The 25,954-nt window shown below is 68.2% G+C and carries 25 protein-coding genes, 1 other RNA gene and 1 pseudogene; 14 read left to right on the top strand and 13 right to left on the bottom strand.

Annotated features, from left to right (window positions below; translation table 11 throughout):
* Nucleotides 1–299 (top strand): glycine betaine ABC transporter substrate-binding protein (locus tag AR540_RS22575; protein WP_330219601.1); only part of this gene is annotated, 299 nt, incomplete at its 5' end.
* A gap of 414 nt (nt 300–713) precedes the next feature.
* Here AR540_RS22575 and AR540_RS26720 read toward each other — a convergent pair.
* From AR540_RS26720 to AR540_RS22550, 6 genes and pseudogenes are all read right to left on the bottom strand, one after another.
* Nucleotides 714–1,505, bottom strand: coding sequence for a methyl-accepting chemotaxis protein (locus tag AR540_RS26720; RefSeq protein ID WP_442963813.1), 792 nt, complete (start codon nt 1,503–1,505; stop codon nt 714–716).
* A gap of 69 nt (nt 1,506–1,574) precedes the next feature.
* Nucleotides 1,575–2,342 (bottom strand): annotated as a pseudogene (locus AR540_RS26715) (MCP four helix bundle domain-containing protein); the annotation flags it as partial.
* A 147-nt stretch (nt 2,343–2,489) separates the two neighbouring features.
* The gene (locus AR540_RS22565; RefSeq protein ID WP_059232210.1) at nt 2,490–3,113 is read right to left on the bottom strand and encodes a response regulator transcription factor; all 624 of its coding nucleotides are present in this window, start codon (nt 3,111–3,113) and stop codon (nt 2,490–2,492) included.
* A complete protein-coding gene (locus AR540_RS22560) occupies nt 3,113–4,171 on the bottom strand; it encodes a sensor histidine kinase (protein WP_059232209.1) in 1,059 nt (352 codons plus the stop codon). The genes AR540_RS22565 and AR540_RS22560 overlap by 1 nt, the downstream gene beginning before the upstream one ends.
* 50 nt (nt 4,172–4,221) lie before the next feature.
* On the bottom strand, nt 4,222–5,529 hold the full coding sequence (locus AR540_RS22555; protein ID WP_059232208.1) for an ABC transporter ATP-binding protein: 1,308 nt from the start codon (nt 5,527–5,529) through the stop codon (nt 4,222–4,224).
* Between the two features lie 13 nt (nt 5,530–5,542).
* Nucleotides 5,543–7,297, bottom strand: coding sequence for an ABC transporter permease (locus AR540_RS22550; protein ID WP_059232207.1), 1,755 nt, complete (start codon nt 7,295–7,297; stop codon nt 5,543–5,545).
* Between the two features lie 291 nt (nt 7,298–7,588).
* On the opposite strand from AR540_RS22550, the gene AR540_RS22545 reads away from it, so the two are divergent.
* The 11 genes from AR540_RS22545 (at nt 7,589) to AR540_RS22495 (ending at nt 18,046) form a co-directional block, all read left to right on the top strand.
* Nucleotides 7,589–8,590 (top strand): LacI family DNA-binding transcriptional regulator, encoded by a 1,002-nt coding sequence (locus AR540_RS22545; RefSeq protein WP_059232206.1) that lies wholly within the window; start codon nt 7,589–7,591, stop codon nt 8,588–8,590.
* Entirely contained in the window at nt 8,587–9,600 is a 1,014-nt protein-coding gene (locus AR540_RS22540) for an ABC transporter substrate-binding protein (RefSeq protein ID WP_059232205.1), read from the top strand. Before AR540_RS22545 ends, AR540_RS22540 begins: the two co-directional genes overlap by 4 nt.
* A 1-nt stretch (nt 9,601) precedes the next feature.
* Complete coding sequence (locus tag AR540_RS22535; protein WP_059232204.1) at nt 9,602–10,459, top strand: ABC transporter permease; 858 nt, start codon at nt 9,602–9,604, stop codon at nt 10,457–10,459.
* Nucleotides 10,456–11,250 carry an ABC transporter permease gene (locus AR540_RS22530; RefSeq protein ID WP_059232203.1) on the top strand — a complete coding sequence of 265 codons (795 nt, stop codon included), beginning with the start codon at nt 10,456–10,458 and terminating at the stop codon, nt 11,248–11,250. Before AR540_RS22535 ends, AR540_RS22530 begins: the two co-directional genes overlap by 4 nt.
* A complete protein-coding gene (locus AR540_RS22525; protein WP_059232202.1) occupies nt 11,247–12,278 on the top strand; it encodes an ABC transporter ATP-binding protein in 1,032 nt (343 codons plus the stop codon). Before AR540_RS22530 ends, AR540_RS22525 begins: the two co-directional genes overlap by 4 nt.
* Nucleotides 12,279–12,287: 9 nt before the next feature.
* Nucleotides 12,288–13,115 carry a phosphodiesterase gene (locus AR540_RS22520; RefSeq protein ID WP_059232201.1) on the top strand — a complete coding sequence of 276 codons (828 nt, stop codon included), beginning with the start codon at nt 12,288–12,290 and terminating at the stop codon, nt 13,113–13,115.
* A 179-nt stretch (nt 13,116–13,294) separates the two neighbouring features.
* Nucleotides 13,295–13,981, top strand: a complete 687-nt coding sequence (locus tag AR540_RS22515) for a GntR family transcriptional regulator (protein WP_059232200.1) — start codon at nt 13,295–13,297, stop codon at nt 13,979–13,981.
* A gap of 40 nt (nt 13,982–14,021) precedes the next feature.
* Nucleotides 14,022–14,828, top strand: a complete 807-nt coding sequence (locus AR540_RS22510; RefSeq protein ID WP_059232199.1) for an ABC transporter substrate-binding protein — start codon at nt 14,022–14,024, stop codon at nt 14,826–14,828.
* Nucleotides 14,829–14,840: 12 nt separating this feature from the next.
* On the top strand, nt 14,841–15,608 hold the full coding sequence (locus tag AR540_RS22505) for an amino acid ABC transporter permease (RefSeq protein WP_059232198.1): 768 nt from the start codon (nt 14,841–14,843) through the stop codon (nt 15,606–15,608).
* 2 nt (nt 15,609–15,610) lie between these two features.
* A complete protein-coding gene (locus tag AR540_RS22500) occupies nt 15,611–16,387 on the top strand; it encodes an amino acid ABC transporter ATP-binding protein (RefSeq protein WP_059232197.1) in 777 nt (258 codons plus the stop codon).
* A gap of 42 nt (nt 16,388–16,429) precedes the next feature.
* A complete protein-coding gene (locus AR540_RS22495; protein WP_059232196.1) occupies nt 16,430–18,046 on the top strand; it encodes a gamma-glutamyltransferase family protein in 1,617 nt (538 codons plus the stop codon).
* Nucleotides 18,047–18,085: 39 nt separating this feature from the next.
* On the opposite strand, the gene AR540_RS22490 is transcribed toward AR540_RS22495, so the two are convergent.
* On the bottom strand, nt 18,086–20,287 hold the full coding sequence (locus AR540_RS22490; RefSeq protein ID WP_059232195.1) for an OsmC domain/YcaO domain-containing protein: 2,202 nt from the start codon (nt 20,285–20,287) through the stop codon (nt 18,086–18,088).
* A 127-nt stretch (nt 20,288–20,414) separates the two neighbouring features.
* On the opposite strand from AR540_RS22490, the gene AR540_RS22485 reads away from it, so the two are divergent.
* A non-coding RNA gene (locus AR540_RS22485) (sX9 sRNA) lies at nt 20,415–20,489 on the top strand.
* 69 nt (nt 20,490–20,558) lie between these two features.
* Here the strand turns inward: AR540_RS22485 and aroQ are convergent.
* The 6 genes from aroQ to AR540_RS22455 are packed head-to-tail and all read right to left on the bottom strand — an operon-like array spanning nt 20,559 to nt 24,867.
* A complete protein-coding gene (gene aroQ, locus AR540_RS22480; RefSeq protein ID WP_059232194.1) occupies nt 20,559–21,005 on the bottom strand; it encodes a type II 3-dehydroquinate dehydratase in 447 nt (148 codons plus the stop codon).
* Nucleotides 21,006–21,013: 8 nt separating this feature from the next.
* Entirely contained in the window at nt 21,014–21,832 is an 819-nt protein-coding gene (gene aroE / locus AR540_RS22475) for a shikimate dehydrogenase (protein WP_059232193.1), read from the bottom strand.
* On the bottom strand, nt 21,829–23,061 hold the full coding sequence (locus tag AR540_RS22470; RefSeq protein WP_059232192.1) for a CaiB/BaiF CoA transferase family protein: 1,233 nt from the start codon (nt 23,059–23,061) through the stop codon (nt 21,829–21,831). Before AR540_RS22470 ends, aroE begins: the two co-directional genes overlap by 4 nt.
* On the bottom strand, nt 23,058–23,516 hold the full coding sequence (locus AR540_RS22465; protein WP_059232191.1) for a MaoC family dehydratase: 459 nt from the start codon (nt 23,514–23,516) through the stop codon (nt 23,058–23,060). The genes AR540_RS22470 and AR540_RS22465 overlap by 4 nt, the downstream gene beginning before the upstream one ends.
* A gap of 8 nt (nt 23,517–23,524) precedes the next feature.
* The gene (locus AR540_RS22460) at nt 23,525–23,920 is read right to left on the bottom strand and encodes a VOC family protein (RefSeq protein ID WP_059232190.1); all 396 of its coding nucleotides are present in this window, start codon (nt 23,918–23,920) and stop codon (nt 23,525–23,527) included.
* Entirely contained in the window at nt 23,917–24,867 is a 951-nt protein-coding gene (locus tag AR540_RS22455; RefSeq protein WP_059232189.1) for a ketopantoate reductase family protein, read from the bottom strand. Before AR540_RS22455 ends, AR540_RS22460 begins: the two co-directional genes overlap by 4 nt.
* 93 nt (nt 24,868–24,960) lie before the next feature.
* Between AR540_RS22455 and AR540_RS22450 the strand changes: the two genes are divergently transcribed.
* Entirely contained in the window at nt 24,961–25,869 is a 909-nt protein-coding gene (locus AR540_RS22450; protein WP_059232188.1) for a LysR family transcriptional regulator, read from the top strand.
* Nucleotides 25,870–25,954: the final 85 nt, after the last annotated feature.

The raw sequence follows: 25,954 nt of genomic DNA, 5'->3' as shown, positions 1-25,954 counted from the left end.
CGGGCGGCGACGACGTCTTCGGCCCCAACTACGGCGGCGCCACCATCTACACCAACGTGCGCAAGGGCTACGTGCAGGAATGCCCGAACGTGGGCAAGTTGCTGACCAACCTGTCCTTCACCCTGGACATGGAAAACCAGTTGATGGACAAGGTCCTCAACGAGAAGCAGAACGCGAATGCGGCGGCCAAGGTGTGGCTCAAGGCGCATCCGCAGCAGCTGGACCAGTGGCTGGCCGGCGTGACCAGCCGCGACGGCAAGCCAGCCGCCGAAGTGGTCAAGGCTTCGTTGGGCAACTGACCTCACTCTCTCCGCTCGATAGCCTCGTGTCCGCCCTGGCGGGCCGAGGCCCCGCCAGGAAACCCTAAGGGCGCCCTTCGCTGTCATCCGCCCTACCTAGCTCAGCCAGAGCCCCCTGCCCCAGAAGCTGTTCACGATCTCGTGAGCTAGAGACAAACAAGGCCTAGGCGGCCCCGCGAAAATGCCTGAAGCCGAGCGTTCACGACAGGGCTAATCGCGGCCATGGGCCGCTCCTACAGGCACTGATCTATCCTGTAGGAGCGGCCCATGGCCGCGATTAGACCATTGCTCCTACAGACCCCGGTGTGGAAAACGGCACAGCCTTTTCCATGGGGAGTTCGCCGCGAAGAATTCCCTCGCCCCAGCCCTCTCCCGAAGGGAGAGGGGGGCTTACGGATGCTCGCCTTCGCTGGCTCAGGCCAGCTTGAAGCGCCGCATCAGGGTCTGGAGTTCGCCGGACAGTTCGGCCAGCTGTTGGCTGGCACCCACCGTTTGCCGGGTGCCGTCGCTGCTCTGCACCGAGAGGTCGCGGATGCTGATGAGGTTGCGGTCCACCTCGCGGGAGACGTGGGCCTGCTCCTCGGCCGCGGTGGCGATCTGCAGGTTGCGCTCGTCGATCAGGCGCACGGCCTGAAGGATGGCCTTCAGCGAGTGGCCGGCGTCCTGGGCGATGGCATAGGTCGCCTGGGCCTGGCTGGTGCTGAGCTGCATGGAATCCAGGGCCTGCGCCGAGCCTTGTTGGATCGCCTGGATCATCTGTTCGATCTCGCGCGTCGAGGTCTGGGTGCGGTGCGCCAGGGCCCGCACCTCGTCGGCGACCACCGCGAAGCCACGGCCCTGCTCGCCGGCCCGGGCCGCTTCGATGGCGGCGTTCAGCGCCAGCAGATTGGTCTGCTCGGCGATGGCACCGATCACGCTGAGCACCTGGCTGATGTCCTGCGCCTGCCCGGCCAGCCCCTCGACCTGGACCGAGGTCGATTGCACCTGCTGGGAAAGGCGCTGCATGGCGTCCAGCGCCTCGCCGACCTTGGCGTTGCCATTCTCCGCCGCCACGCTGGATTCACGTGCCGCCTGCGAGGTGGAGGCTGCATTGCGGGCCACCTCCTCCACCGCGGCGCTCATCTCGGTGACCGCCGTGGCGGCCTGGTCGATCTCGGCGTTCTGGTGGGACAGCGTCCGGCTGGCGTCTTCGGTCACCAGGGTCATGGTCTGGGCCGTCTCGCTCAGGCGCTGGGACGAGTGCGAGATGCCGTGCAGGGTGGCCTTGAGGTTGTCCTGCATCTGCGCCAGGGCGCGCATCAGGCCGGCGGCTTCGTCGGCGCCGCTCGGATCGATCTTGCCGGTCAATTCGCCCTGGGCGATGGCGTTGGCCACGGCCAGGGAATCGCCGATGGGCTGGGCCAGGCTGCGCGTCAGCCGCCAGGCCAGCAGCAGGGTGACCAGCACCGCCAGCAGCATGATGCCGACGACGATGCGCACGCTACGCTCATAGATCTCCGTGGCGGACTGACCGGCCTGGCGAGCGCCCTCGGCGTTGAACTCACGCAGCCGGGTGAGTTGCTCCTGATAGGCTTCCGCCCGGCCCCGCTGTTCGCCATTGGCCAGGCTGAGCGCCTGGTCGTGGTCGGTCTTGGCCAGGGCGACGACGCGATCGAGGCCGTCGAGATAGGCCTTCATCTGCACGGCAGCCTGCTCGAAACTGGCGCGCCCTTCGGCCGTCGTGATGAGATGGTCGCGATAGAAGTCCGTCCGCGCGTTCATCACGTCGCGATTCTGCTCGATCTGGCGGGTCGCCATGTTGATGGCGGCACTGTCTTCGGTGGCCAGCAGGCGGATGCTTTCCAAACGGGTGTGTAACAGCGCGATCTGGATATCGTCGGCCGTTTGCACGCTGGCCAGCCACTTGGCCTCCATCGCCTGCTCGGTGGCGCGTAGCGCGCCGAGCTGGATCAGGGCGAAGACGCCGAGCAGGATCACGAACAGCGTCACGCCGCCGAAGCAGAAGGTGGCGCGAGGGGCGATACGTAAGGCGCGAAGGTTCAAGACGGGCTCCTTGAGATCGAAAGGCGATCTGCTAGAACCCTTTAATCGACTGACTATTCAACTTCTTTAGCACGCTGCTGATTAGGACGATAAAAGCCGCTTCGCTTGAGCCAGGCTGTCAACGGTGCTTGGCGCGCCTGACTAGGACTAGGGCCGCAGCGCTTCCAATCGCTCCACCAGCTTCACCAGCTCGGCCAGGGAGCCGGCCTGCAGCTTGCGCATGAGGGCGGCACGGCGCACCTTGACGGTGATCTCGCTGACACCCAGCTGAGCGGCGATCTGCTTGTTGAGCAGGCCGGTGACCACCCGTGCCAGCACCGCTCGTTCACCCTCGTTGAGGGTGTCGACCCGGGCCTGCAACTCCTGCAGTTGCGCGCGCTGCGCATGAGCTTCGTGGGCCTTGCGCAAGGCCTGGTCGATGGCATCGAGCAGGTCCTGGTCGCGGAACGGCTTGGTGAGGAATTCCAGGGCGCCCTGCTTCATCGCCCGCACCGACATGGGAATGTCGCCATGGCCGGTGATGAAGATGATCGGCAGGACGATCTCACGGCGCTGCAACTCCTGCTGCAGGTCCAGACCGTTCATGCCCGGCATGCGCACATCGAGCACCAGGCAGCCCGGGGCATCCGGCATGGCCCGTTCGAGAAAGTCGGCCGCCGACACGTAGCTGCGGGTGGAGAGCCCCACCGAGGCCAGCAGGTCTTCGAGGGCGGCGCGCACCGAGGCGTCGTCGTCCACCAGGTGGACCAGGGTGGGCAAGGCGTTATCCATCAGGGTTCCTGATCCTTTGGCAGGCTGCAATAAACACCGGTACCCCCTTCCGGTAGCGAGGTGGCCCAGATGCGTCCGCCATGAGCTTCGACGATGGAGCGGCTGAGCGCCAGCCCCAGGCCCATCCCCTGTGGCTTGGTGGTATAGAAGGCCTCGAACATCTGCTCGCGGGCGCCGGGGGTCAAGCCGCGACCGCTGTCCTCCACCCCCAGGCGAATGGCGCCGGCCGTGTCCTGCGCCACCTTGACGACGAGGCGCCGCGCCTCGGGCGCTACGCCTTCCAGCGCATCGAGGGCATTGAGCAGCAGATTGAGGACGACCTGCTGCAGCTGGCTCTGGTCCGCCAGCAGCGGCGGCAGGCCCTCCTGCAATTGCAGCTCCACGGCGACCTGACGCTGGGCCAGTTCGCCGCGGATGAAATCCAGCACCTGCTCCACGGTGTCGGCGACGTTGAGCCAATCCTTGGCCACCTCGGCCTGGCGCACCAGGCCACGCACCCGGGCGATCACGGCACTGGCGCGATGGGCGTCGTCGATGACCCGTTGCGCCGCCTGCACGGCACGCTCCACCTGCGGCGGCTCGTTGCTCAACCAGCGCTGGCAGGCGTTGCCACTGGCGGCGATGGCGGTGAGGGGCTGGTTCACCTCGTGGGCGATGGACGCGGCCAGCTCACCGAGCTGGCTGAGGCGCCCGGCCTGGGTGAGCCGCGTCCGGGCAGCATCGGCGGCGCGCTTGGCGGCGTCCAGGCGCAGTGCCAGGGCGGCCACCGCGACGATGGCCATGAGGCTGATGATGCAGTTGACCAGCCCGGCATCGCGGTCTCCCGTACGGGTGGCGGCGTAGCTACAGAGCACCAGCAGCGCGCAGCCCAGGGCGGTGACGGTCACGCCACGGGTGGAGAGGAAGCCCGCGGCGAGCAGGACCACCACCACCTGGAAGACACCGATGGCGATCTCCCGGTCGGTGAAGGTATCCAGCAAGGCGATGCCCAGTGCCAGGGCGCAGAGGCCCCCTAGCCGCAGCCAGTGGGTGGTGGTGGCGAAGGGTCGTCGATCCATGGCCAGTCTCGGTTCGGAAGCCACGCCGGAGGAATCGGCGCGGAAGGTGATCAGCCCGGATTTTCCAGGCTGAACATATCGGCCGCTTGATCATAGGCGAAGAGTTCGCCATAGCGCCCCCATTGGATGGCGCTGCCCAGGGTACGAGCGGCGTCGGCCTCGTCCATGAAGTCCTCGAGCTCGTCCCGGAAGCGCCGCGCCGGCGCCGTGTGGCCCTGGCGGTCGTCCAGCACCCGGCGGATGTGGCCCACCAGCGGCACGCAATTGAGCAGTTGCCGGGCGAACAGCTGCTTGCGCACGTCCACCCCCGCCTCGACATAGGCGCGGCCGGCCGGCAGCAGGTGCAGGTCGCCGCCTTCGAGCACGGCCAGGCGCAGCAGCTGCAGCACCTCGGCCAGGGGAAAGAGCTCGTCCAGCGCGTAGCCCAGGCCGCCGGCCAGTTCCGGCAGGTCGGCGCGGCCCCGGTAGGGCTCGGCGTGGACCGCTTCCAGCAGGCCCGCCAGGGCGTTGGTGGAGACGCTCGGCAGCAGCATGCCGAGGCCGCTGCCGGGGAAGACGCCTTCGTGGGGCGTCGGCTTGGTTTCCCCGGTCATGCGCACGTAGATTTCCTCCACCAGTTCGCGGAAGGCCGGGTCGTGGCGATTGCGCGGCTGCGGCAGGTCGATGCGGATCTCGCTGGCGACGCGGCCGGGATTGCTGGAGAAGATCAGTACACGATCGCAGAGCAGCACGGCTTCGGCGATGTTGTGGGTGACCATGAGGATGGAACGGATCGGCATGCGGCCCTCGACCCAGAGGTCCAGCAGGTCGGTGCGCAGGGTCTCGGCGGTGAGCACGTCCAGCGCCGAGAAAGGTTCGTCCATCAGCAGCACGTCCGGATGCACCACCAGGGCGCGGGCCAGGCCGACGCGCTGGCGCATGCCGCCGGACAGCTCCTTGGGATAGGCGCTCTCGAAGCCGTCCAGGCCGATCAGGTCGATGGCCGCCAGGGCGCGGCGGCGACGCTCCTCCAGCGGCACGTGCAGCGCCTCCAGGCCGATCTCGACGTTCTGCAGCACGGTCAGCCAGGGAAACAGGGCGAAGCTCTGGAACACCATGCTGACGCGGGCGCGCTGGCCGTCGTCCTTGGGCGGGAAGTCGACGGTGCCACCGCTGGGGGTGAGCAGCCCGGCGATGGACCTCAGCAGGGTCGACTTGCCGGAGCCGGAGCGGCCCAACAGGCCGACGATCTCGTTCTCGTGCAGGGTCAGGGAGACTTCGTCCAGCACGACCCGCGCCGGGCCGCCGGCGTTGCCGTAGAGCTGGCGGACGTTGCGGACGTCGATGAGGGGACGCGGGTTCAGGGTGGTCAGGTTCATGGCGTTTCTCCTCTCAATCGAGCCGCAGGCGCCGTTCGGCATAGGCATACAGGGGCCGCCAGAGCAGCCGATTGAATCCGAGTACGAAGATCGACATCACCACGATGCCCAGGGCCACCCGGGGAAAGTCCCCGGCGGTGGTCATCTGCGCGATGTAGGCGCCCAGGCCGTGGGCTTGCAGGCGTTCGTTACCCCAGCTCACCACCTCGGCGACGATGCTGGCGTTCCAGGAGCCGCCGGCGGCGGTCAGGGCACCGGTGACGTAGTAGGGAAAGATCGCCGGCAGGGCCAGCTGCCGCCACCACTGCCAGCGCCTGAGGCCGAACAGCCGGGCCGCTTCGCGCAGGTCGTTGGGCAGCACGCTGGCACCGGCGATGACGTTGAACAGGATGTACCACTGGGTGCCCAGCACCATCAGCGGCGACAGCCAGATGTCCGGATTGAGGTGGAAGCTGACGATGCCCACCACCGCCACCGGGAACAGCACGTTGGCCGGAAAGGCGGCGAGGAACTGGGCCACCGCCTGCAGGCGTTGCGACCAGCCCGGGCGCAGGCCGATCCAGACGCCGATGGGCACCCAGATCAGGCTGGCGACGGCGATCAGCAGCAGTACCCGGACCATGGTCAGCAGCCCCAGGCCGAGTACCGAAACCGCCTCGACCCAGTAGACGTTGGCGGCGATGAAGCTGTACAGCGCGTAGACGCCATAGGGCAGCACCACCAGCAGCAGGCCGTACCAGAGCATGTCCAGCCCCCGCTGCAGCCAGGCGCGGCTCTGCGGCGCCAGCTGCCAGTGCGGCCAGCCAAGGCGGACCCGCGGGGTGGCGAGCTGGCTGCAGAAGCTACCGAAGCCGGCCAGCGCGCGGCCCAGGCGGGCCCGGCGGACCAGGTCGTAGACCCAGGAGCGCGGCACCTGCTGGCTGGCGGTCTGCTCGACGCGGAAGCGATCGGCCCAGGCGACCACGGGGCGGAAGAACAACTGGTCGTAGAGCAGGATCACCAAACCCATGGCCAGCACCGCCCAGCCGATGGCGGCGATGTCCTGCCTGGCGATGGCCAGCGCCAGCCAGGAACCGATGCCCGGCAGATTGATGGTGTTGTCGCCGACGGTGATGGCCTCCGAGGCCACCACGAAGAACCAGCCGCCGGACATGGACATCATGGTGTTCCACACCAGGCCGGGGATGGCGAACGGCAGTTCCAGGCGGAAGAAGCGCCGCCAGGGGGACAGCCCGAACTGGCGACTCACCTGCTGCAGGTCCTCGGGCACGGTGCGCAGCGACTGGTAGAAGCCGAACGCCATGTTCCAGGCCTGGCTGGTGAAGATAGCGAAGATGGCCGCGCACTCGGCCCCCAGCTGGCGCCCCGGGAACAGCCCGAGGAAGAAGCTGACGGTGAAGGTCAGGAAGCCGAGGATGGGCACCGACTGCAGGATGTCGATGGCCGGAAGGATCAGCAGCTCCGCCTTGCGGCTCTTGGCGGCCAGGGTGGCGAAGACGAAGGTGAACAGCAGCGAGGCGCCCAGGGCGATGAACATGCGCAGGGTGGTGCGCAGGGCGTACTCGGGCAGCCGCGCCAGGTCCAGGGTCATGGGATCGGCGTCGAGCACGGCCAGGGGCGCGCGCATCTCGCTCACCCCGTGCCAGACCAGGGCCAGGGCGATGACGCCGAGCAGCACGCAGAGACCATCGGCCCAGAGGGAGGTCGGACGGTGCCGCGGCAGGCGCGGCGCCACGGCGGGGCTGTAGAGGCCAGGAAGCGTCTTCATGGCGTACCTCGTGAATGAACGGGCCTAGGGAGATCGGTGGGCCACCTGCCGCGCAGGTGCCAACCGCCGGCCTAATCTAGGTCCGCCGCCGCGTCCAGGCCATTGAAACCATGGATGTCTGGCTATACCAAGGTATATCCCTTCGAGGCCTGCCCTCGCCGGCTGCCATGCGCGCCGGAGGACGTGCCAGCGCCCGGTGCCGGAGCAGAAGCTTCATCTGGCTGTCATCGCAACGACACACGTCGCGTGCATCGTCTGCCCCCAATGAGATCGATCTCAAGCGAGGCAGTCATGACCGATCTGAAACAGGTGGCGGAAGAGGCCGGGGTGTCCCGGGCCACGGCGGCACGGGCGTTCGCCAGTCCCGAGCAGGTGCGCGAGAGTACCCGCGAACGGGTGATGGCCGCTGCGCGCACCCTCAACTTCCGCCCCAACCTGCTGGGTCGCCAGCTACGCCAGCAGAGCACCCAGTTGATCGGCGTGGTGGTGCCCAGCCTGCTCAACCCGGTGTTCGCCGAGCAGTTGCACGCCATGGAACGCACCGCGCGCAGCCAGGGCTATTCCCTGGTGATCGCCACCACCGACTACCAGCCCGAGCGCGAGGCGGCGGTGGTGGAGGAACTGCTGCGCCAGCGCGTCGCCGGACTGGTATTGACGGTGGCCGATGCCGACCGCAGCCAGGTATTGGCCGAGCTGAGTCGCGAGCGCACGCCTTTCATCCTGGCCTATCACGAACCCCAGCGCCCCTATGCGGCGGTGGCGGTGGACAACCGCCAGGGCATGGCCATGGCCACCGAGCACCTGCTCGGCCTGGGTCATCGCCGCATCGCCCTGGTCTCGGGACCGGCCCAGCAGTCGGACCGCGCCGAGCGACGCTTCGCCGGCTATTGCCAGGCCATGGCGGCCGCTGGCCTGCCAACGCTGCCGCGCCTCGAGCTGGCCAGCCACACCGACGCCGATTGGGCGGAGCTGGCCCCATTGCTGGAACGCCATGCCCCGACTGCCCTGCTCTGCACCAACGACCTGCTGGCCATCAGTGTGGTCGCCGAGCTGCAGCGCAATGGCTTAGGGGTCCCCGACGAACTCTCGGTGGTGGGCTTCGATGGCATCGCCATGGGCTCGCGCCTCGAACCCAGCCTGTGCAGCGTCATGCAACCGCTGCAGAGCCTGGGCACCCTCCTCGTCACCGAACTGCTGGCGCTGATCGCCGGCAGTGCCATCCACCAACAGTGCCTGCCCTGCCTCGTCCGCCCCGGCTCCAGTGCCGGGCCCCTGAAGGAGCCTTACCGATGAACTCTCGCTTCCCCTTGCGTCGCCTGTTGGCCGGCGTGGCCCTGGCCTGCGGCCTGGCCAGTGCCCAGGCCGCCGAAACCGCCATCTGCTACAACTGCCCGCTGGAGTGGGCCGACTGGGGCGCCCAGCTCAAGGCCATCGCCGCCGACACCGGTATCGAAGTCCCCAAGGACAACAAGAATTCCGGACAGTCCCTGGCGCAACTGGTGGCCGAACGCGAGGCGCCGGTGGCGGACGTCGTCTACTACGGAGTGACCTTCGGCATCCAGGCCGACAAGGCCGGGGTGCTGCAGCCCTACCAGCCCAAGCACTGGGACCAGGTCCCGGCCGGCCTCAAGGACCCCAAGGGTGAATGGACCTCCATCCATTCCGGCACCCTCGGCTTCATGGTCAATACCCAGGCCCTGAGCGGCAAGCCGGTGCCACAGCGCTGGGCCGACCTGCTCAAGCCCGAGTACCGCGGCCTGGTGGGCTACCTGGACCCTTCCAGCGCCTTCGTCGGCTACGTCACCGCGGTAGCGCTCAACCAGGCCCTGGGCGGCAACCTCGACGACTTCGGCCCGGCCATGGCCTTCTTCAAGAAACTGGCGGCCAACGATCCCATCGTGCCCAAGCAGACCGCCTATGCCCGCCTGCTCTCCGGCGAGATCCCGATCCTGGTGGACTACGACTTCAACGCCTATCGCGCCCGCTACAAGGACAACGCCCCGGTGGCCTTCGTCATTCCCCAGGAAGGCAGCCTGACCGTGCCCTACACCATGAGTCTGGTGAAGGGCGCGCCGCACCGCGCCAATGGCGAGAAGGTGCTGGACTACGTGCTCTCGGACAAGGGCCAGGCGCTCTGGGCCCAGGCCTATCTGCGCCCGGTGCGTGATGTACCGCTGCCGGCCGAGGTGAAGGCGCGCTTCCTGCCCGCCGCCGACTATGCCCGCGCCGGTACCGTCGACTACGGTCACATGGCGGCGGTCCAGGAAGCCTTCGCCAAGCGTTACCAGGCCGAGGTGCGCTGAGATGCAGGGCCTCGCCGTTTCCTTCGGGCGCCGCCGGGTGCCGCGCCGGCTGCCCGGGCCGGTGCTCGTCGCCCTGGCCCCGGCGAGCGCCTTCCTGCTGGCCTTCTGGCTGCTGCCGCTGGCCCAGCTGCTGGTGCTCGGCGCACATACGGACGCCGCCGGCAGCTCCGGCTACTGGCAGGTGCTGACCAGCGCCGGCTATCTATCCGGACTCGCCCAGACGGTGGCCCTGGCCGCCGTCACCACCCTGGCCACCCTGCTGGTGGCCGGCATCGCCGGCTGCTTCCTGGCGCGCCATGCCTTCCCTGGGCGCAGCCTGCTGGTGGCCCTGCTGACCTTTCCGCTGGCCTTTCCCGGCGTGGTGGTGGGCTTTCTGATCATCCTGCTGGGTGGTCGCCAGGGCCTGTTCGCCAGCCTTGGGCGCAGCCTGTTCGGCGAGCCCTGGGTGTTCGCCTATTCGCTGTTCGGGCTGTTTCTCGGCTATCTCTATTTCTCCATCCCACGGGTGATCCTCACGGTGATGGCGGCCTGCGAGACCCTCGACACCAGCCTGGAAGAAGCCGCCCGCTCCCTGGGCGCCGGCCTCTTCGCCGTGGTGCGCGATGTGCTGATCCCCGGCCTGACCCCGGCGCTGCTCTCCAGCGGCGCGCTGTGCTTCGCCACCGCCATGGGCGCCTTCGGCACCGCCTTCACCCTCGGCACGCGCCTGGCGGTAACGCCCATCGCCATCTACGACACCTTCACCAACTTCGCCAACTTCGGCGTCGCCGCGGCGCTCTCGGTGGTGCTCGGCCTCGTCACCTGGCTGGTCCTGCTGCTGGCGCGCCGCCTCGGCGGCGTCCAGGGAGACCTGCGATGAATCGACCTCCGCGCTTCTGGCTGCAACTGCTGTTCACCCTGCTGGTGGCGGCCTTCCTGCTGGTGCCGGTGCTGCTCTCGGTGCTGGCCGGCCTCACCCGCAACTACTTCCAGGGCCTCACCGGCGGCCTCACCCTCGACTGGGTGCTGCAGGTCTGGCAGGCCTATGCGCCCACCGTCTGGCTGTCGCTGCAACTTGCGCTGGGCACGGCGGCCCTCGCGGTGGTGCTCGGCGTCCCGGCGGCCTATGCCCTGGTCCGGCTGGACAACCGCTTCGCCCGCGCCTTCGAGGAATTGCTGGTGTTGCCGGTGGCCATGCCCGGCTTCGCCTCGGCCCTGGCGCTGCTGCTGACCTACGGGCACCTCGGCGGCTTTCGCCGCAGCCCGGCGATCATCCTGGTGGGGCACCTGCTGTTCACCCTGCCCTTCCTGATCCGCCCGGTCATGGCGGTGCTCCGGCGCAGCCAGTTGCCGCTGCTGGAGGAAGCCGCCGCCAGCCTGGGCGCCGGCCCCTGGCGGCGCTTCTTCGGCGTGGTGGTGCCCAATGCCCGCGCTGGCATCCTCGCCGGCAGCCTCATGGTGATCACCCTCTCGCTGGGGGAGTTCAACCTCACCTGGATGCTGCACACGCCCCTGACCAAGACCCTGCCGGTGGGCCTGGCCGACAGCTACGCCTCGGCGCGGCTGGAGGTGGGTTCCGCCTACACCCTGATCTTCCTCTTGCTGATCGTGCCGCTGCTGGTCGCCCTCCAGGCCCTCAGCGCCCGCCTCTCCCGTGGAGCCCTGCGATGACCCAAGGTACCGCCGTCCGCCTGCGCCACTGCGCCAAGACCTTCCCCGGAGACCGCCAGGTGCTGCAGCCCCTGGACCTCGACATCCACCCGGGCGAGACCCTGGTGTTCCTCGGCCCCTCCGGCTGCGGCAAGACCACCACCCTGCGGCTGATCGCCGGCCTGGAGCAGCCCGATGCCGGCGGCCAGGTGCTGTTCGACGACCGTGACGTCACCGCCCTGCCCATCGAGCGGCGCGACGTCGGCATGGTGTTCCAGAGCTACGCCCTGTTCCCCAACCTGGATGTGGCCGGCAACATCGCCTACGGCCTGAAGATCCGTGGCCTGCCGCGCGCCGAGCGCGATGCCCGGGTCGCCGAGTTGCTGGCCATGATGCAGCTAGAGGCCCTGGCCGAGCGGCGCATCCAGCAGCTGTCCGGCGGCCAGCGTCAGCGCGTGGCCCTGGCCCGGGCCCTGGCGCCACGCCCCCGGGTGCTGCTGTTCGACGAACCCCTGGCGGCGCTGGACGCCCAGTTGCGCGAGCAGTTGCGGGCCGACATCGGCGCGCTGCTGCGCGAACTGGGCACCACCGCCGTCTACGTCACCCATGACCAGCAGGAGGCCCTGGCCCTGGGCGATCGCATCGTGGTGATGGGCGAAGGCCGCATCGCCCAGATCGGCACCCCAACGCAGATCTACCAGCGCCCGGCCAGTCGCTTCGTCGCCGGTTTCGTCGGCCAGCTCAACCGCTTCGAGGTCCGCGGCCAGAGCGGCGCCGAGGTGGCGGTCGCCGGCGGACGGCTGCCCTGGACCGGCGCTGCCAGCACCCTGTTCTGTCGCCCGGAACACCTGGAGCCGAGCGCGACGCCCGCGCACCTCACCGGCATCCTGGTCGGGCAGTTCTTCCAGGGCGCCCATTCGCGGCTGCTGGTGGAGGTGGGCACCGGCCAGCCGCTGCTGGTGGACACCGCCCAGCCCCTGCAGGCGCAACCGGGCGACCTGCTGCACCTGAACGTGCGTCCCGACACCCTCTTCACCCTCGCTTCCTAGGAGATCCCCATGCCCGCGCCCTTCCTGCTGGCCCAGCTCAGCGACCTGCACATCAAGGCCGGCGGCCGGCTGTCCTACGGGGTGGTCGATACCCTGGGTGCCCTGCGCACCGCGGTGGACCGCCTCAACGCCCTGCAACCGCGCCCGGATGCCCTGGTCATCACCGGCGACCTGGTGGACTTCGGCACTCCCGAAGAATACGCCACCCTGCGCGAGGTGCTGGCCGAGCTGGCCATGCCCTTCTTCGTCATCCCCGGCAATCACGACGACCGCGCCGCCCTGCGCGCCGCCTTCGCCGATCACCCCTATCTGCCGGCCCAGGGCACCCTGGACTGGCAGCAGGACTGCGGCCCGCTGCGGCTGATCGGCCTGGATACCCATATCCCCGGCGAGCACGGGGGGCGTCTCGACGCCAGGCAACTGGCCTGGCTCGACGACCAGCTCAACCAGGCGTCCGACCAGCCGACCCTGGTGCTCCTGCATCACCCGCCGTTCCCGGTCGGCATCGACCATATGGATCGCATCGGCCTGGCCGGCAGCGCCGAACTGGAAGCCGTGATCCGCCGCCATCCCCAGGTGGAGCGGCTGCTCTGCGGTCATCTGCACCGGCTGATCCAGCGCCGCTTCGGCGGCACCCTGGCCTGCGTCTGTCCCGGCGTGTCGCACCAGGTCGACCTGGACCTGCGCGAGGCGGCGCCGTCGCGCTTCCGCCTGGAGCCGCCGGGCCTGCTGCTGCATCGCTGGGCGGACGAGGCCCTGGTGACCCACCATCTGCCGCTGGGCAACTACCCCGGGCCCTACCCCTTCTTCGCCGCCGACGGCCAGTTGCTGGACTGACGCTGCCCCGTTTCGGGTCCTGGGGTAGCAAAGCGGCCGCAGCTGCGACCCAGGCTGGTGCAAAAGGTAACGCCGGCGCCGGGGCGCTCTGACCCGCAGCCCAGCGCTACCGGGCGCTGGGCTGCCTGGCATGGGCTTTGCCTTGGCAGATTGGATACAAAAATCCAGGAAGCCAGCCCATGCCGCTCTCCGCCCTGTCCCGCTCCACTGCCCTGAGCGCCGAAGAAGAGGCCTATCGCCATCTGCTGCAGGCCATCTGCGCCGGGCACTATCGCAATGGCGAACGGCTGATCGCCGAGGACATCGCCACCACCCTGGGCATGAGTCGCATGCCGGTGCGCAGCGCCTTCCAGCGTCTGGCCGCCGAGGGCCTGGTGATCCTCCGGCCGCATCGCGGCGCCGTGGTCAGTGGCCTGGACCTCGCCGACATGCGCGAGGTGTTCGAGATGCGCAGCGCCCTGGAAGGCCTGGCCATCCGCCTGGCCACGCCCCACGTCGGCCCGCGTGAGATGACCCGCCTGGAACGCCTGCTGGAAGACCTGGACGAGGAACACGACCCCAGCGCCTGGGTGCTGCAACACCGTGCCTTCCACGAATACCTGTGCGGCCTGGCCGGTCGGCCGCGGCTGCTGCGCCAGATCAATGGGCTCTATGCCCTGATCGAGCCGCACATGCTGCTCTGGCTGCACGTCGACCGTCCCCAGTCGGCGCGCGACGACCACGCGCCCATCCTCGCCGCCCTGCGCGCCGGAGATGCCGCCGAGGCGGAGCGGGTGCTGCATGAGCACATCGAAAGCACCGTGCCCGACCTGCTGACCTTCATCGAACGATCGGGCGACCAGACCCGAAGTGAGCCCCGAAGCTGAGCCATCCGCCCCTGCCATCCTCGTCCACCCGGAGAAGACCATGACCCGCTACCGGCTTTCCTGCAGTCTGCTCGCCCTGACCCTCGTCACCGGCTTCACCCAGGCCGCGCCCCAGATTCCCGAGCGCCTGGCCAAGGCGTCCAAGATCACCTATTGCGGCGCCCTCGATACCCCACCCATCGGCTTCTTCGACGCCAACCAGAAGCCCCAGGGGCTGACCGTCGACCTCGGTGCCGAGATCGCCAAGCGCCTCGGCGACAAGAAGGTGGACTGGCGCGTGGTGCCCTTCTCCGGCCTGATCCCGGCGCTGCTGGCCGGCCAGTGCGATCTGCTGATCGACCAGCTGTTCGACAAGCCCGAGCGGCGCCAGGTGATCGACATCGTCAACTACATGTACTCCAGCCAGGCGGTGGTGGTGCCGGCCGGCAACAAGGCCGGCATCCACACCCTGGACGACCTCACCGGCAAGAAGGTGGCGGTGCTCAACGGCTCCACCATCCGCACCCTGCTCGACGCCCACAACGAAGCGCTGAAGAAGGCCGGCAAGGCACCCATGAAGCTGGTGGCCTACAACAGCGACACCGACGCCTTCCAGGCCCTGCGCCTGGGCCAGACCGACGCCTACGGCACCACCGTGGAAACCGCCGCCTACTACCAGGGCGTGGCGCCCGGCCAGTTCGAGACCGGCGTGCCGGCCTTCGCCCGCATCCTCACCGGGATCGGCGTGCGCAAGGACGACAGCCAGCTCGGCAGCGCCCTCACCCAGATCCTCGCCGACATGAAGGCCGATGGCAGCTACGCCACCCTCATGGCCAAGTGGCACCTGGAAGGCGACAAGCTCGATTAAGGGAAGGCCACGATGAACTTCAGCTGGGATGTGTTCTGGCAGTACCTGCTGCACCCGAGCGACGTCTACCTCTACGGCCTCGGGCTGACCTGCGTCATCGCCGTCGGCGCCATGCTGCTGGGCTGCGCGCTCGGCCTGCTGGCGGCGCTGGCGCGGCTGTCGCGCTACCGGGCGTTGCAATACCCGGTGCGCTGCTATGTCTGGCTGATGCGTGGGACGCCGCTGCTGGTGCAGATCGTCTTCCTCTACACGGCCCTGGCGGCCGGCGGCATCTTCCGCTTCGAGGACCTGGACCTGGGCTTCCTGGTGATCCCGGGCAACATCCAGGCGGCCATCATCGCCCTGGGGCTCAACGAAGGCGCCTACATGGCCGAGATCATCCGCGCCGGCATCGGGGCGGTGGATCGTGGCCAGTACGAGGCGGCGCGCTCCCTGGGCATGACGCCGGCCAAGCTGATGCGCCGCATCGTGCTGCCCCAGGCGCTGCGGGTGATCATTCCGCCGCTCGGCAACGAGTTCAACGTGATGCTCAAGAACACCACCCTGGTCAGCGTCATCGGGGTGCAGGAGCTGTTGCTCAGCACCCAGATGATCACCTCGGCGACCTTCCGCGTCTTCGAGCTGTACCTGGTGGTGGCCATCTACTTCCTGGTCCTGACCACCCTCTGGGGCTTCTTCCAGGCCTGGCTGGAGCGGCGCTTCGGCAAGGCCGACGGTCAGCGACCCACCGCCACCGGCCGGCTGTTCAGCCTGCAGGGCTTCAAGCTACGGGGACGCTAGCCATGACGACCACGCAAGATGTTGTGATCCAGGCGCTGGAGGTGCACAAGGCCTTCGGCGAGCTGGACATCCTCAAGGGGGTGACCTTGGAGGTACGCCGCGGTGAGGTGGTGGTGCTGATCGGCGCCTCCGGCTCGGGCAAGACCACCTTCATCCGCTGCCTCAACCACCTGGAAGACATCCAGGGCGGCACCATCCGCGTCAACGGCGCGCTGATGGGCTTTCGCGAGCGCCCCGACGGCCGTTGGGTGCGCGATTCCGAACGCAACATCGCCCGCCGCCGCCGCGACATCGGCATGGTGTTCCAGAGGTTCAACCTCTTCCCGCACATGACGGTGCTGGAAAACATCATCGAGGCGCCCATCCAGGTGCTCGGCGTGGCCCGCACCGCCGCCGTGGAGCAGGCCCGCGCCCTGCTCGCCCGGGTGCGGCTGGCCGACAAGGCCGATCACTACCCGGCGCAACTCTCCGGTGGCCAGCAGCAGCGCGTGGCCATCGCCCGTGCCCTGGCCATGAAGCCCCAGGCCATGCTGTTCGACGAACCCACCAGCGCCCTCGACCCGGAAACCGTCGGCGAGGTGCTGCAGGTGATGAAGGAGCTGGCCGAAGACGGCATGACCATGGTGGTGGTGACCCATGAGATGGGCTTCGCCCGCGAGGTGGCCGACCGCGTGGTGGTGCTGCACCAGGGCGAGCTGATCGAGCAAGGCCCGCCCGCCCAGGTGTTCGGCAATCCCACCCATCCGCGCACCCGCGAATTCCTCAGTCGCGTGCTCTGAGCCGAAGCGCACCGATACCCGATTGAAAACGAAGAGCCTGCCATGCTGAATTTCTCCGCCCACGACTACCCCTACGCCTCCCAACGCCAGAGCGTCTTCGCGCGCAATGGCATGGTCGCCACCTCCCAGCCGCTGGCCGCCGAAGCCGGCATCGCCATGCTGCGCCAGGGCGGCAACGCCATCGACGCGGCCATCGCCACCGCCGCGGCCCTGACCGTGGTGGAACCCACCGGCAATGCCATCGGCGGTGACGCCTTCGCCCTGGTCTGGGTCAAGGACCGGCTGCACGGCCTGGACGCCAGCGGCCATGCCCCGGCCAGCCTGGACATCGCCACGGTCAAGGCCGCCGGCCACGAGCGTATGCCGGTGCACGGCTGGCTGCCGGTCACGGTGCCGGGCTGCCCGGCGGCCTGGGCCGAGCTGTCGCGGCGGTTCGGCAAGCTGCCCTTCGCCACCCTGTTCGAACCCGCCATCGCCCTGGCCCGCGACGGCTTCCCGGTGTCGCCGGTGGTCGCCCACCAGTGGCGCATCGCCCAGGCCGAGTACCAGGCCAGCCGGGACCAGGCGCCGGAACTGGCGGCCTGGTTCGACACCTTCCTCATCGACGGCCAGGCACCGGTCGCCGGCCAGCTGTTCCGCAATCCGGCCCAGGCCCGCACCCTGGAAGAACTGGCGCAGACCGGGTGCGAGAGCTTCTACCGGGGCGCCATCGCCCGGCGCCTGGCCGAGCATGCCGCGGCCAGCGGCGGTCACCTGACCACGGCGGACCTGGCCGGCTACCAGCCGCGCTGGGTGGAGCCGATCAAGGTCGACTACCGGGGCTACCAGGTGTGGGAGATCCCACCGAGTGGCCAGGGCCTGATCGCCCTGATGACGCTGAACATCCTCAAGGGCTACGACTTCGACCAGCGCGACAGCCAGCTCACCTGGCACCGCCAGCTGGAGGCCATGAAGAAGGCCTACGCCGACGGCCTGCACTACATCACCGATCCGGAGCACATGAGGGTCGCCGCCAGCGTCCTGCTGGACGATGCCTATGCCGACCGCCGCCGCGCCGAGATCACCGACCAGGCCCAGCCGCCGCTGCACGGCGATCCCCAGGCCAGCGGCACCGTCTACATCGCCACCGCCGATGGCGAGGGCAACATGGTCTCCTTCATCCAGAGCGCCTACCACGGCTTCGGTTCCGGGGTGGTGCTGCCCGACAGCGGCATCGGCCTGCAGAATCGCGGCTCGGAATTCAGCCTGGATGCCGCGCACGCCAACGCCCTGGCGCCGGGCAAACAGACCTTCCACACCATCATCCCCGGCTTCCTGACCCAGGGCGACGTGCCCATCGGCCCCTTCGGCGTCATGGGTGGCTACATGCAGCCCCAGGGCCATGTGCAGATGGTGATGAACCTGGTGGACTTCGGCCTCAACCCCCAGGCGGCGCTGGATGCGCCGCGCTGGCAGTGGCTGGGTGACATGAAGGTCGGCATCGAGCAAGCGGCTTCCCGCTCCCTGGCCAGTGGCCTGGCGCGGCGCGGCCACCAGATCGAGATCGCCCACGACTCCACCGACTTCGGTCGCGGCCAGATCATCGTCCGCGATCCCGAAACCGGCGTGCTCTGCGGCGGCACCGAGCCGCGCGCGGATTCCCATATCGCGGTCTGCTGACGCAGGGAAGGCCCCGCCTGGGTCCGGGCGGGCTATCCGTCAGAGCGCGATGCCGGCCGCCCTGGCCCGCGCCGCGTGCAGCTTGCGATAGCTATCGATCAGCCGCAGATGCTTGTCGATGCCTTCCAGTTTGAGGCTGGTGGGCGTCAGGCCGTGGAAGCGCACCGCTCCCGAGACCGAACCCAGGGCGGCATCCAGCCGTTCGTTGCCGAACATGCGCCGGAAGTTGACCTCGAAGTCGGCCAGTTTCAGTTCATCGTCCATTTCGACTTCCAGCACCGCATTGAGCGCCTGGTAGAACAGGCCGCGCTCCAGGGTGTTGTCGTTGAACTGCAGGAAGGTCTCCACCTCCTCCTTGGCCTCTTCGAATTGCTGCAGCGCCAGGTGAATGAGCAGCTTGAGCTCCAGCACGGTCAGCTGGCCCCAGACGGTGTTCTCGTCGAACTCCACGCCGATCAGGGTGGCGATACGGGTGTAGTCGTCCACCTGGGTGTCGTCCAGGCGTTCGAGCAGGGATTCCAGGGCCGCATCGTCCAGGCGGTGCAGATTGAGGATGTCCTCGCGCACCGGCAGGGCCTTGTTGGTGTTGTCCCAGATCAGGTCCTCGACCGGATAGATCTCCGAGTAGCCGGGCACCAGGATGCGACAGGCCGGCGCGCCCAGCTCCTCGTACACCGCCATGTAGGCCTCCAGGTCCCGCTCGGCGAGGATGCCGAACAGGGTAGCGGCCTCCCGGGCGGTGGCGTCTTCGCCGTCGCTGGAAAAGTCCCAGTCGACGAAGTCATGGTCGGCCCTGGCGCTGAAGAAGCGCCAGGAGACCAGGCCGCTGGAATCGATGAAGTGCTCGACGAAGTTGTTCGGCTCCATTAGCGCCTGGCTCTCGAAGGTCGGCTGGGGCAGGTCGTTGAGGCCCTCGAAGCTGCGGCCCTGCAGCAGCTCGGTGAGACTGCGCTCCAGGGCGATCTCCAGCCGCGGATGGGCGCCGAAGGAGGCGAACACCCCACCGGTGCGGGGGTTCATCAGGGTCACGCACATCACCGGGAATTGGCCGCCGAGGGAGGCGTCCTTGACCAGCACCGGGAAGCCCTGGGCTTCCAGACCACGGATGCCCTCGACGATGGCCGGATAGCGTGCCAGTACCTCTTCAGGAACATCCGGCAGCGCCAGCTCGCCTTCGAGGATCTCGCGCTTCACCGCCCGCTCGAAGATCTCCGACAGGCACTGCACCTGGGCTTCGGCCAGGGTATTGCCGGCGCTCATGCCGTTGCTGAGGTAGAGGTTCTCGATCAGGTTCGAGGGGAAGTACACCACCTCCCCGTCGGACTGGCGCACGAAGGGCAGCGCGCAGATACCGCGCGCCACGTTGCCGGAGTTGGTGTCGTACAGGTGCGAGGCGCGCAGCTCGCCTTCCGGGTCATAGAGCTTGCGGCAGTAACGGTCGAGGATCTCCCGGGGCAGCGCATCCTTGGGCCCCGGCTGGAACCAGCGTTCACTGGGATGGTGGACGAAGGCGGCCTGGCCGATGGCCTCGCCCCAGTACTGGTCGTTGTAGAAGAAGTTGCAGTTTAGGCGCTCGATGAATTCGCCCAGCGCCGAGGCCAGGGCGGCTTCCTTGGTCGCGCCCTTGCCGTTGGTGAAGCACAGCGCCGACTGCACATCGCGCAGGTGCAGCGACCAGACGTTGGGCACGATATTGCGCCACGAGGCGATCTCCACCTTCATGCCCAGCTCGGCGAGGATGCCGGAGAGCTTGGCGATGGTCTCTTCCAGCGGCCGGTCCTTGCCGGGGATGTAGGTCTTGCTGCTGGTATCGCTGGGCAGCAGCAGGGCCTGGGCGTCGGCATCCAGGCTTTCCACCGCCTCGATGATGAAGTCCGGGCCGGCCTGCACCGCCTTCTTCACCGTGCAGCGATCGATGGACCTGAGGATGCCCTGGCGATCCTTGTCGGACAGATCCGCGGGCAGCTCGACCTGGATCTTGAAGGTCTGCTTGTAGCGATTCTCCGGGTCGACGATGTTGCTCTGCGCCAGGCGGATGTTGTCGGTGGGGATGTCGCGAGTCTGGCAGTAGAGCTTGACGAAATAGGCCGCGCAGAGCGCCGAGGACGCCAGGAAGTAGTCGAAGGGCCCCGGGGCCGAGCCGTCGCCCTTGTAGCGGATGGGCTGATCGGCGATCACCGAGAAGTCGTCGAACTTGGCCTCGAGCCTCAGGTTGTCGAGAAAATTGACCTTGATTTCCATGCACAGCGTTCCGGACGGCAGACAGATTGGCCGCTATTATCCCGGCTAAGAGCAGCTAACAAAACTACTGCGCGTCCGCCAGACGGGCGCGTGCAGTGCTCGGAATCCTCATGTACCTCTCGTACACTCGTGCGCGAGCCCGGTGCGGTTCCTGCGCGCCGCGCGCACCCGCCTGACAACCGCTCGCTACGTTTTGTTAGCCGCTCTTCGAGTCGCCAGGGATACGCACCTCGTCGTCGCGAGTGCCTGCCCCTGGGCGCTGCCGGTGCGACTAGCCCGGTGAGCGTGCCGCGGCGCTGACCACCGCGCGCAGGCCCAGCAGGTAGCTGTCCACCCCGAAGCCGGCGATCTGCCCCAGTACGATCTCGGCGAACACCGAGTGGTGGCGGAAGCTTTCCCGCGCGTGGATGTTGGACATGTGCAGCTCCACCACCGGCACGGTCAGGATCGCCAGGGCGTCGCGGATGCCGTAGCTGTAGTGGGTCCAGGCCCCCGCGTTGATCAGCACCCCGGCCACACCCTCCGCGAAGCAGCGGTGGATGCGCTCGACGATCTCCCCTTCGTGATTGCTCTGGAAGCTCTCCACTTCCACGCCGAGTTCGTCACCCAGGGCCGCCAGGGTGGCGTCGATCTCGGCCAGGGTCACGGTGCCGTACTGCACCGGATCGCGCTTGCCGAACATATTGTGGTTGATACCGTGCAGCATCAGGATCTTCATGGGTCCGCTCAGGTCAAGGGGATGGTCAGCTGGTCGATGACCGGCCGGGTTTCGGGGCGGACGCCGCGCCACCAGGCGAAGGCTTCGGCGGCCTGCTCGACCAGCATCCCCACGCCATCGGCCAGCTGCGCCACGCCCTGCTCCTGCGCCAGGTGCAGGAAGGGCGTCAGCCCCTTGCCATAGGCAAGCTCGTAGGCCAGCGCCGCCCGGGCGAAGACGCCCGCCGGTACCGGCGGCAACTCGCCAACCAGGCTGGCCGAGGTGGCGTTGATCACCAGGTCGAAGCGCTCCCCCGCCAAGGCCTCATAGCTACTCACGCTCAGCAGCGGGTGCCCGATCTCCTTGGCGAGCCCTGCGGCCTTCTGCCCATCGCGATTGACCATCACCAGCGCCGCCGGTCCGGCCGCGAGGAAGGGCAACAGCGCCCCACGCACCGCACCGCCCGCGCCCAGCAAGAGCACTCGCTTGCCCGCCAGGGGCTGGCCGAGGTTGACCTCGATGTCGCGCAGCAGGCCGATGCCGTCGAAGTTCTCCGCCAGCACCCGCTCGCCTTCGAACTTCAGCGCATTGGCCGCCTTGGCCAGGCGCGCCCGCTCACTGGGCTCGGTGGCCAGCTGGAAGGCCTGCAGCTTGAAGGGCGCCGTGACATTCAGGCCCCGCCCGCCCTGGGTGCGAAAGCGCGCCACGTCACCGGCGAAATCCTCCAGCGAGCCTTCGATGGCGCCGTATTCCAGCTCCTGCCCGGTGGTGCTGGCGAACAGGCCATGGATGAGGGGCGACTTGGTGTGATTGATCGGGCGGCCGATCACCGCGTAGTTGTCGGTCATGCGGAGGGCTCCTGGCTGAACAGCACGCCGTCGGCCTGCAGCCGGGCGATGTCTTCTGCGCTGTAGCCCAGGCTCCGGGCCACGGCGGCGTTGTGCTGGCCGAGATCCGGCGCCACCCGGTTGATGGTGGTGTCGCACTCGGAAAAGCGGAACGGCAGATTGGGCATCCGCAGGGTACCGAGGCGCGGATGCTGCTGCTCCTGGATCATGCCGCGCGCCTTGATCTGCGGATCTTCGATCACCTCGTCGATGCGCTGCACCTTGGCGCAGGGCACGTCGATATCGTCGAGCAGCGCCAGCAGCCGCGCGACCGGATTGGCCGCCACCCAGGCCTTGACGACGGGCAGGATGGCGTCGCGATGGGCATTGCGGCCGGTGGAAGTGTGGAAGCGAACATCGCCACCGAAGCCCGGCTGGCCGGCATCCTGTTCCACCAGCGCGGCGAAGCGCTTCCAGGAGTCGTCCACCTGGGCGGCGATCACCAGGTCGCCATCCTGGGCGCGAAACACGCCATAGAGGGTCGAGGTGGGCATGTCGTGGCCGGTCTGCTGCGGCAGGATCTCGCCGCCGGACAGGGTGTAGCACTGCACGGCGTACTCGTGCATGGACACCAGGGTGTCGTACAGCGCCATGTCGATGTGCTGGCCGCGCCCGCTGGTGACCCGGCCGAGCAGCGCCGCGTTGATGGCGGCCACCGCATGGGCGCCGGTGTACATGTCGCCCAGGGAGATGCGCAGCAGCGGCGGCGCCTCGCCCGGCGTGCCGACCATCTGCATGATGCCGCTCTTGGCCTCGGCGATCAGCCCGAAGCCGGCGCGATGGGCGTCGGGGCCGGTATGGCCGTAGGCGGAAATCGAGCAGTACACCAGCCGCGGATTGCGCGCGGACAGCTCCGCGTAACCCAGCCCCAGCTTGTCCAGGGCGCCGGGGCGGTAGTTCTCGATGAAGACGTCGGCGCTGTCGCACAGCTGCTGCATGAAGGCCTTGCCGCGTGGGTCCTTCATGTTGACGCTGACGCCCTGCTTGCCCATGTTGAGCTGCAGGAAATAGCCGCTCTGCTGGTCGTCCAGGACGAAGGCGTGCTGGCGGCCGGCGTCGCCACTGCCGGGTCGTTCCACCTTGATCACCTCGGCGCCCAGCGCCGCCAGGCAGCGCCCCACGTAGGGGCCGGCGAGGAAGTGGCTGTAGTCGATGACCCTCAGGCCTTGCAGGGGCAGTGGCTGGCTCATAGCGCACCCTCCCGCCGCGGCACCATCAGCCGGTGCTCGCCGCGCTGGACGACCTTGCCCTTCTGGTTGATCAGCTCGGACGGCAACACCACGATGCCCCAGCCCGGCTTGCTCTTGCTCGGACGCATGGCGCCGACGCGCAGCTTCACGTGCAGCTCGTCACCGACGCGGATCGGCAGCAGGAAATCCCAGGTCCAGCCCAGCGACATCCCCGGCAGGAAGCGATAGTCGCACTGGGTCTTCAGCCCATCGGCGATGGACAACCCCATCAGGCCATGGGCGACCAGGCCGCCGAAGTGACTGGCGTTGGCATAGGCCTCGTCGACGTGGACGGGGGTGTGGTCGCCAGTGAGGTCGGCATAGGCCAGGATGCGTTCCTTGGTGACCTGGTAGCTCGGCGTGATCGCCTCGTCGCCCTCGCGGGCGTCCTCGAAGTATTTTTCTTGTAGGGTCATGGTCGCTGTCACTCGGTTTGCCGGGCGTTGACGGCCAGGGCGTCGTGCACGGCGCTGGCCGGCACGGCCTGGATGAACTCCAGCGCCAGGCCATCGGGCAGGCGCAGCCAGTTATGGCCCTGGGGCATTTCCTCCACCCCCGCGAAGCAGCGGGCGGCGGCCAGAGCGGCGTCGACGTCCTCGCACATCAACCCCAGGTGGCCCAGGCGCCCCTCGGGGCCGGCGAAGTCCGGCTTGCTCATGAACTGCATGCCGCCCAGGGTCCAGTACTGGGTGGGCTCCTCCAGCGTGCCGTGGACCTCGCGCAGGGTCATGCCGAACACCTCGTGGAAGAAGCGAATGTGCCAGTGGATGTCCTTCACCCAGATGGCCACGTGTTCCAGATAGGCCTTGGGAATGCTCATGGTTTGGCGTCCTCTTGTTGTCGGTCGGCCATGGCCCGCTCGATGCCCTTGATGCAGGCGACCAGCGTGGCGTTGACCGGGGTCGGTACGCGGTACTGCTGGCCGAGCCGCACCACCGCGCCATTGATGAAGTCGATTTCAGTAATGGAGCCCTTCTGCAGGCTCTGCAGCATGGAGGTCTTGAACGACGGCGCCAGCCCTTCGCGCGCCAGTTGCCAGGCCGCTTCCGGCTCCTGCAGCCCCAGCTCGACGCCGGCAGCGCGGGCCACCGCGATGGCTTCGGCCACCGCCTGCAAGGCGATGTCGCGCAGCAACGGCTCGCTGTAGAGCTGGCCGTAGGTGAGCTGGGTGATGCCGGTGAGGGCCCCGGTGGCGACGTTCACCTGCAGCTTGTCCCACAGGGTGCCGCGGATGTTGGCGCTGACCGTGGTGGCGAGGCCCGCGCCGCCGAAGGCCTCGGCGACCGCCTGGACCCGCGGCGTGACCTGGCCGTCGAGCTCGCCGATCAGGGTCTGCTTGCCCGCCACCCCGCTGCGGATCCGCCCCGGTCCGAGCAGTACGCCGCCGACATAGGTCTTGCCGGCGATCACCCGCTCGCGGCCGACGATCCCGGCCAGCAGCTCCTCATGGCCGAGGCCGTTCTGCAGCGAAAGCACCAGGGTCTCGGGACCGACCAGTGCCCGCGCCTGGGTCATGGCCTCAGCGGTAGCGAAGGACTTGACCAGCACCACCACCAGATCGACCACCCCGACGGCCTCGGCGGCCACCGCGGCCCGGACCTGAACCCGGCGACTGCCGTCGGGCGTCTCGACCTCCAGGCCGTCCCGGCCGATGGCCTCGATATGGGCATTGGGCCGGTTGAGCAGCCAGGTGTCGTGTCCCGCTTCGCTCAGCCAGGCACCGAAGGTACTGCCCAGCGCGCCAGCGCCGAGGATGCAGATTCTCATGGGATCAGGGCTCCTTGTTGAGTCCCTACCCTAGGCCGAGCCGCGATGTTGAGCTATACAATGAACTCAATTCGCCCATCAGGAATTCTGATAATGCCAGCCAGCGACGGCCTGCCGGAACCCAAGCTACTGCTGCTGTTCGAGGTGCTCTACAGCACCGGTAGCGTCACCCGGGCCGCCGAGCGACTGGGCCAGAGCCAGCCCACCATCAGCCTCTGGCTGGGCAAGCTGCGCCAGCAGCTGCGCGACCCCCTGTTCGTGCGCACCCCCGGCGGCATGAAGCCCACCCCCCAGGCCGAGGCGCTGATCACCCCCTGCCGTGAAGTGCTGGAATCCCTGCGCCGCCTGGTGGACTGGGAGGTCGCCTTCGATCCGGCGACCGCCCAGCGGCTGTTTCGCCTCTGCCTGAGCGACGCCAGCCACATCACCCTGCTGCCGCGCCTGCTGGAGCGGCTGCGCGAGATCGCCCCGGGGGTACGCCTGGAACTGGCACGGATCGATGGCCACACCGAGCAGGCACTGGAAATCGGCGAAGCTGACCTGGCCATCGGCTTCATTCCCTGGCTGGGTGGCGGCATCTACCAGCAGGTGCTGTTTCCCCAGGATTGGGTCTGCCTCGCCGGCCCGACGCACCCGCGCATCGACGGCCAGCTGACGATCTCGGACTACCAGCGCGAAGGCCATGTCCAGGTCAGCGCCGGTACCGGCCAGAAACTGCTGGACGCCGGCCTGGTGCGGGCGCAGACGAAACGCCGGATCGTGCTGGAGCTGCCCGGTTTCCTCGGTGTCGGCGCGGTGATCCAGAGCACCGACCTGTTGGTGACCCTGCCCCGCCACATCGGCCAGACACTGGCCGACACCTATGGCCTGCAGGTCCTGGAATGTCCGGTGCCCATCGAGGGCTTCACGGTCAAGCAGCACTGGCATGCCCGCTATCACCAGGATGCCGGCAACCGCTGGCTGCGCGGCGTGCTGGTGGAGTTGTTCGGTCGCGCGCGCTAGTGTGGTGTTTCAGAAATTAACTGCACGATTTTGGCGGCGTTTTTTCGGCGTGGGCGTTGTTGCCACTCCTCGTCATAGCCCTGCC

The sequence above is a fragment of the Pseudomonas sp. EpS/L25 genome (assembly GCF_001512295.1).
Taxonomy (GTDB): domain Bacteria; phylum Pseudomonadota; class Gammaproteobacteria; order Pseudomonadales; family Pseudomonadaceae; genus Chryseomonas.
Note: the sequence above shows the minus strand (reverse complement) of the source record. Positions and strands in the feature narration are given on the sequence as shown.

Excerpts from the sequence above, each read along its gene's own strand:
- AR540_RS26720 (WP_442963813.1), bottom strand. The coding sequence starts at position 1,505 with ATGACCCTGGTGACCGAAGACGCCAGCCGGACGCTGTCCCACCAGAAC.
- AR540_RS22565 (WP_059232210.1), bottom strand. The coding sequence starts at position 3,113 with ATGGATAACGCCTTGCCCACCCTGGTCCACCTGGTGGACGACGACGCC.
- AR540_RS22560 (WP_059232209.1), bottom strand. The coding sequence starts at position 4,171 with ATGGATCGACGACCCTTCGCCACCACCACCCACTGGCTGCGGCTAGGG.
- AR540_RS22555 (WP_059232208.1), bottom strand. The coding sequence starts at position 5,529 with ATGAACCTGACCACCCTGAACCCGCGTCCCCTCATCGACGTCCGCAAC.
- AR540_RS22550 (WP_059232207.1), bottom strand. The coding sequence starts at position 7,297 with ATGAAGACGCTTCCTGGCCTCTACAGCCCCGCCGTGGCGCCGCGCCTG.
- AR540_RS22545 (WP_059232206.1), top strand. The coding sequence starts at position 7,589 with ATGACCGATCTGAAACAGGTGGCGGAAGAGGCCGGGGTGTCCCGGGCC.
- AR540_RS22540 (WP_059232205.1), top strand. The coding sequence starts at position 8,587 with ATGAACTCTCGCTTCCCCTTGCGTCGCCTGTTGGCCGGCGTGGCCCTG.
- AR540_RS22535 (WP_059232204.1), top strand. The coding sequence starts at position 9,602 with ATGCAGGGCCTCGCCGTTTCCTTCGGGCGCCGCCGGGTGCCGCGCCGG.
- AR540_RS22530 (WP_059232203.1), top strand. The coding sequence starts at position 10,456 with ATGAATCGACCTCCGCGCTTCTGGCTGCAACTGCTGTTCACCCTGCTG.
- AR540_RS22525 (WP_059232202.1), top strand. The coding sequence starts at position 11,247 with ATGACCCAAGGTACCGCCGTCCGCCTGCGCCACTGCGCCAAGACCTTC.
- AR540_RS22520 (WP_059232201.1), top strand. The coding sequence starts at position 12,288 with ATGCCCGCGCCCTTCCTGCTGGCCCAGCTCAGCGACCTGCACATCAAG.
- AR540_RS22515 (WP_059232200.1), top strand. The coding sequence starts at position 13,295 with ATGCCGCTCTCCGCCCTGTCCCGCTCCACTGCCCTGAGCGCCGAAGAA.
- AR540_RS22510 (WP_059232199.1), top strand. The coding sequence starts at position 14,022 with ATGACCCGCTACCGGCTTTCCTGCAGTCTGCTCGCCCTGACCCTCGTC.
- AR540_RS22505 (WP_059232198.1), top strand. The coding sequence starts at position 14,841 with ATGAACTTCAGCTGGGATGTGTTCTGGCAGTACCTGCTGCACCCGAGC.
- AR540_RS22500 (WP_059232197.1), top strand. The coding sequence starts at position 15,611 with ATGACGACCACGCAAGATGTTGTGATCCAGGCGCTGGAGGTGCACAAG.
- AR540_RS22495 (WP_059232196.1), top strand. The coding sequence starts at position 16,430 with ATGCTGAATTTCTCCGCCCACGACTACCCCTACGCCTCCCAACGCCAG.
- AR540_RS22490 (WP_059232195.1), bottom strand. The coding sequence starts at position 20,287 with ATGGAAATCAAGGTCAATTTTCTCGACAACCTGAGGCTCGAGGCCAAG.
- aroQ (WP_059232194.1), bottom strand. The coding sequence starts at position 21,005 with ATGAAGATCCTGATGCTGCACGGTATCAACCACAATATGTTCGGCAAG.
- aroE (WP_059232193.1), bottom strand. The coding sequence starts at position 21,832 with ATGACCGACAACTACGCGGTGATCGGCCGCCCGATCAATCACACCAAG.
- AR540_RS22470 (WP_059232192.1), bottom strand. The coding sequence starts at position 23,061 with ATGAGCCAGCCACTGCCCCTGCAAGGCCTGAGGGTCATCGACTACAGC.
- AR540_RS22465 (WP_059232191.1), bottom strand. The coding sequence starts at position 23,516 with ATGACCCTACAAGAAAAATACTTCGAGGACGCCCGCGAGGGCGACGAG.
- AR540_RS22460 (WP_059232190.1), bottom strand. The coding sequence starts at position 23,920 with ATGAGCATTCCCAAGGCCTATCTGGAACACGTGGCCATCTGGGTGAAG.
- AR540_RS22455 (WP_059232189.1), bottom strand. The coding sequence starts at position 24,867 with ATGAGAATCTGCATCCTCGGCGCTGGCGCGCTGGGCAGTACCTTCGGT.
- AR540_RS22450 (WP_059232188.1), top strand. The coding sequence starts at position 24,961 with ATGCCAGCCAGCGACGGCCTGCCGGAACCCAAGCTACTGCTGCTGTTC.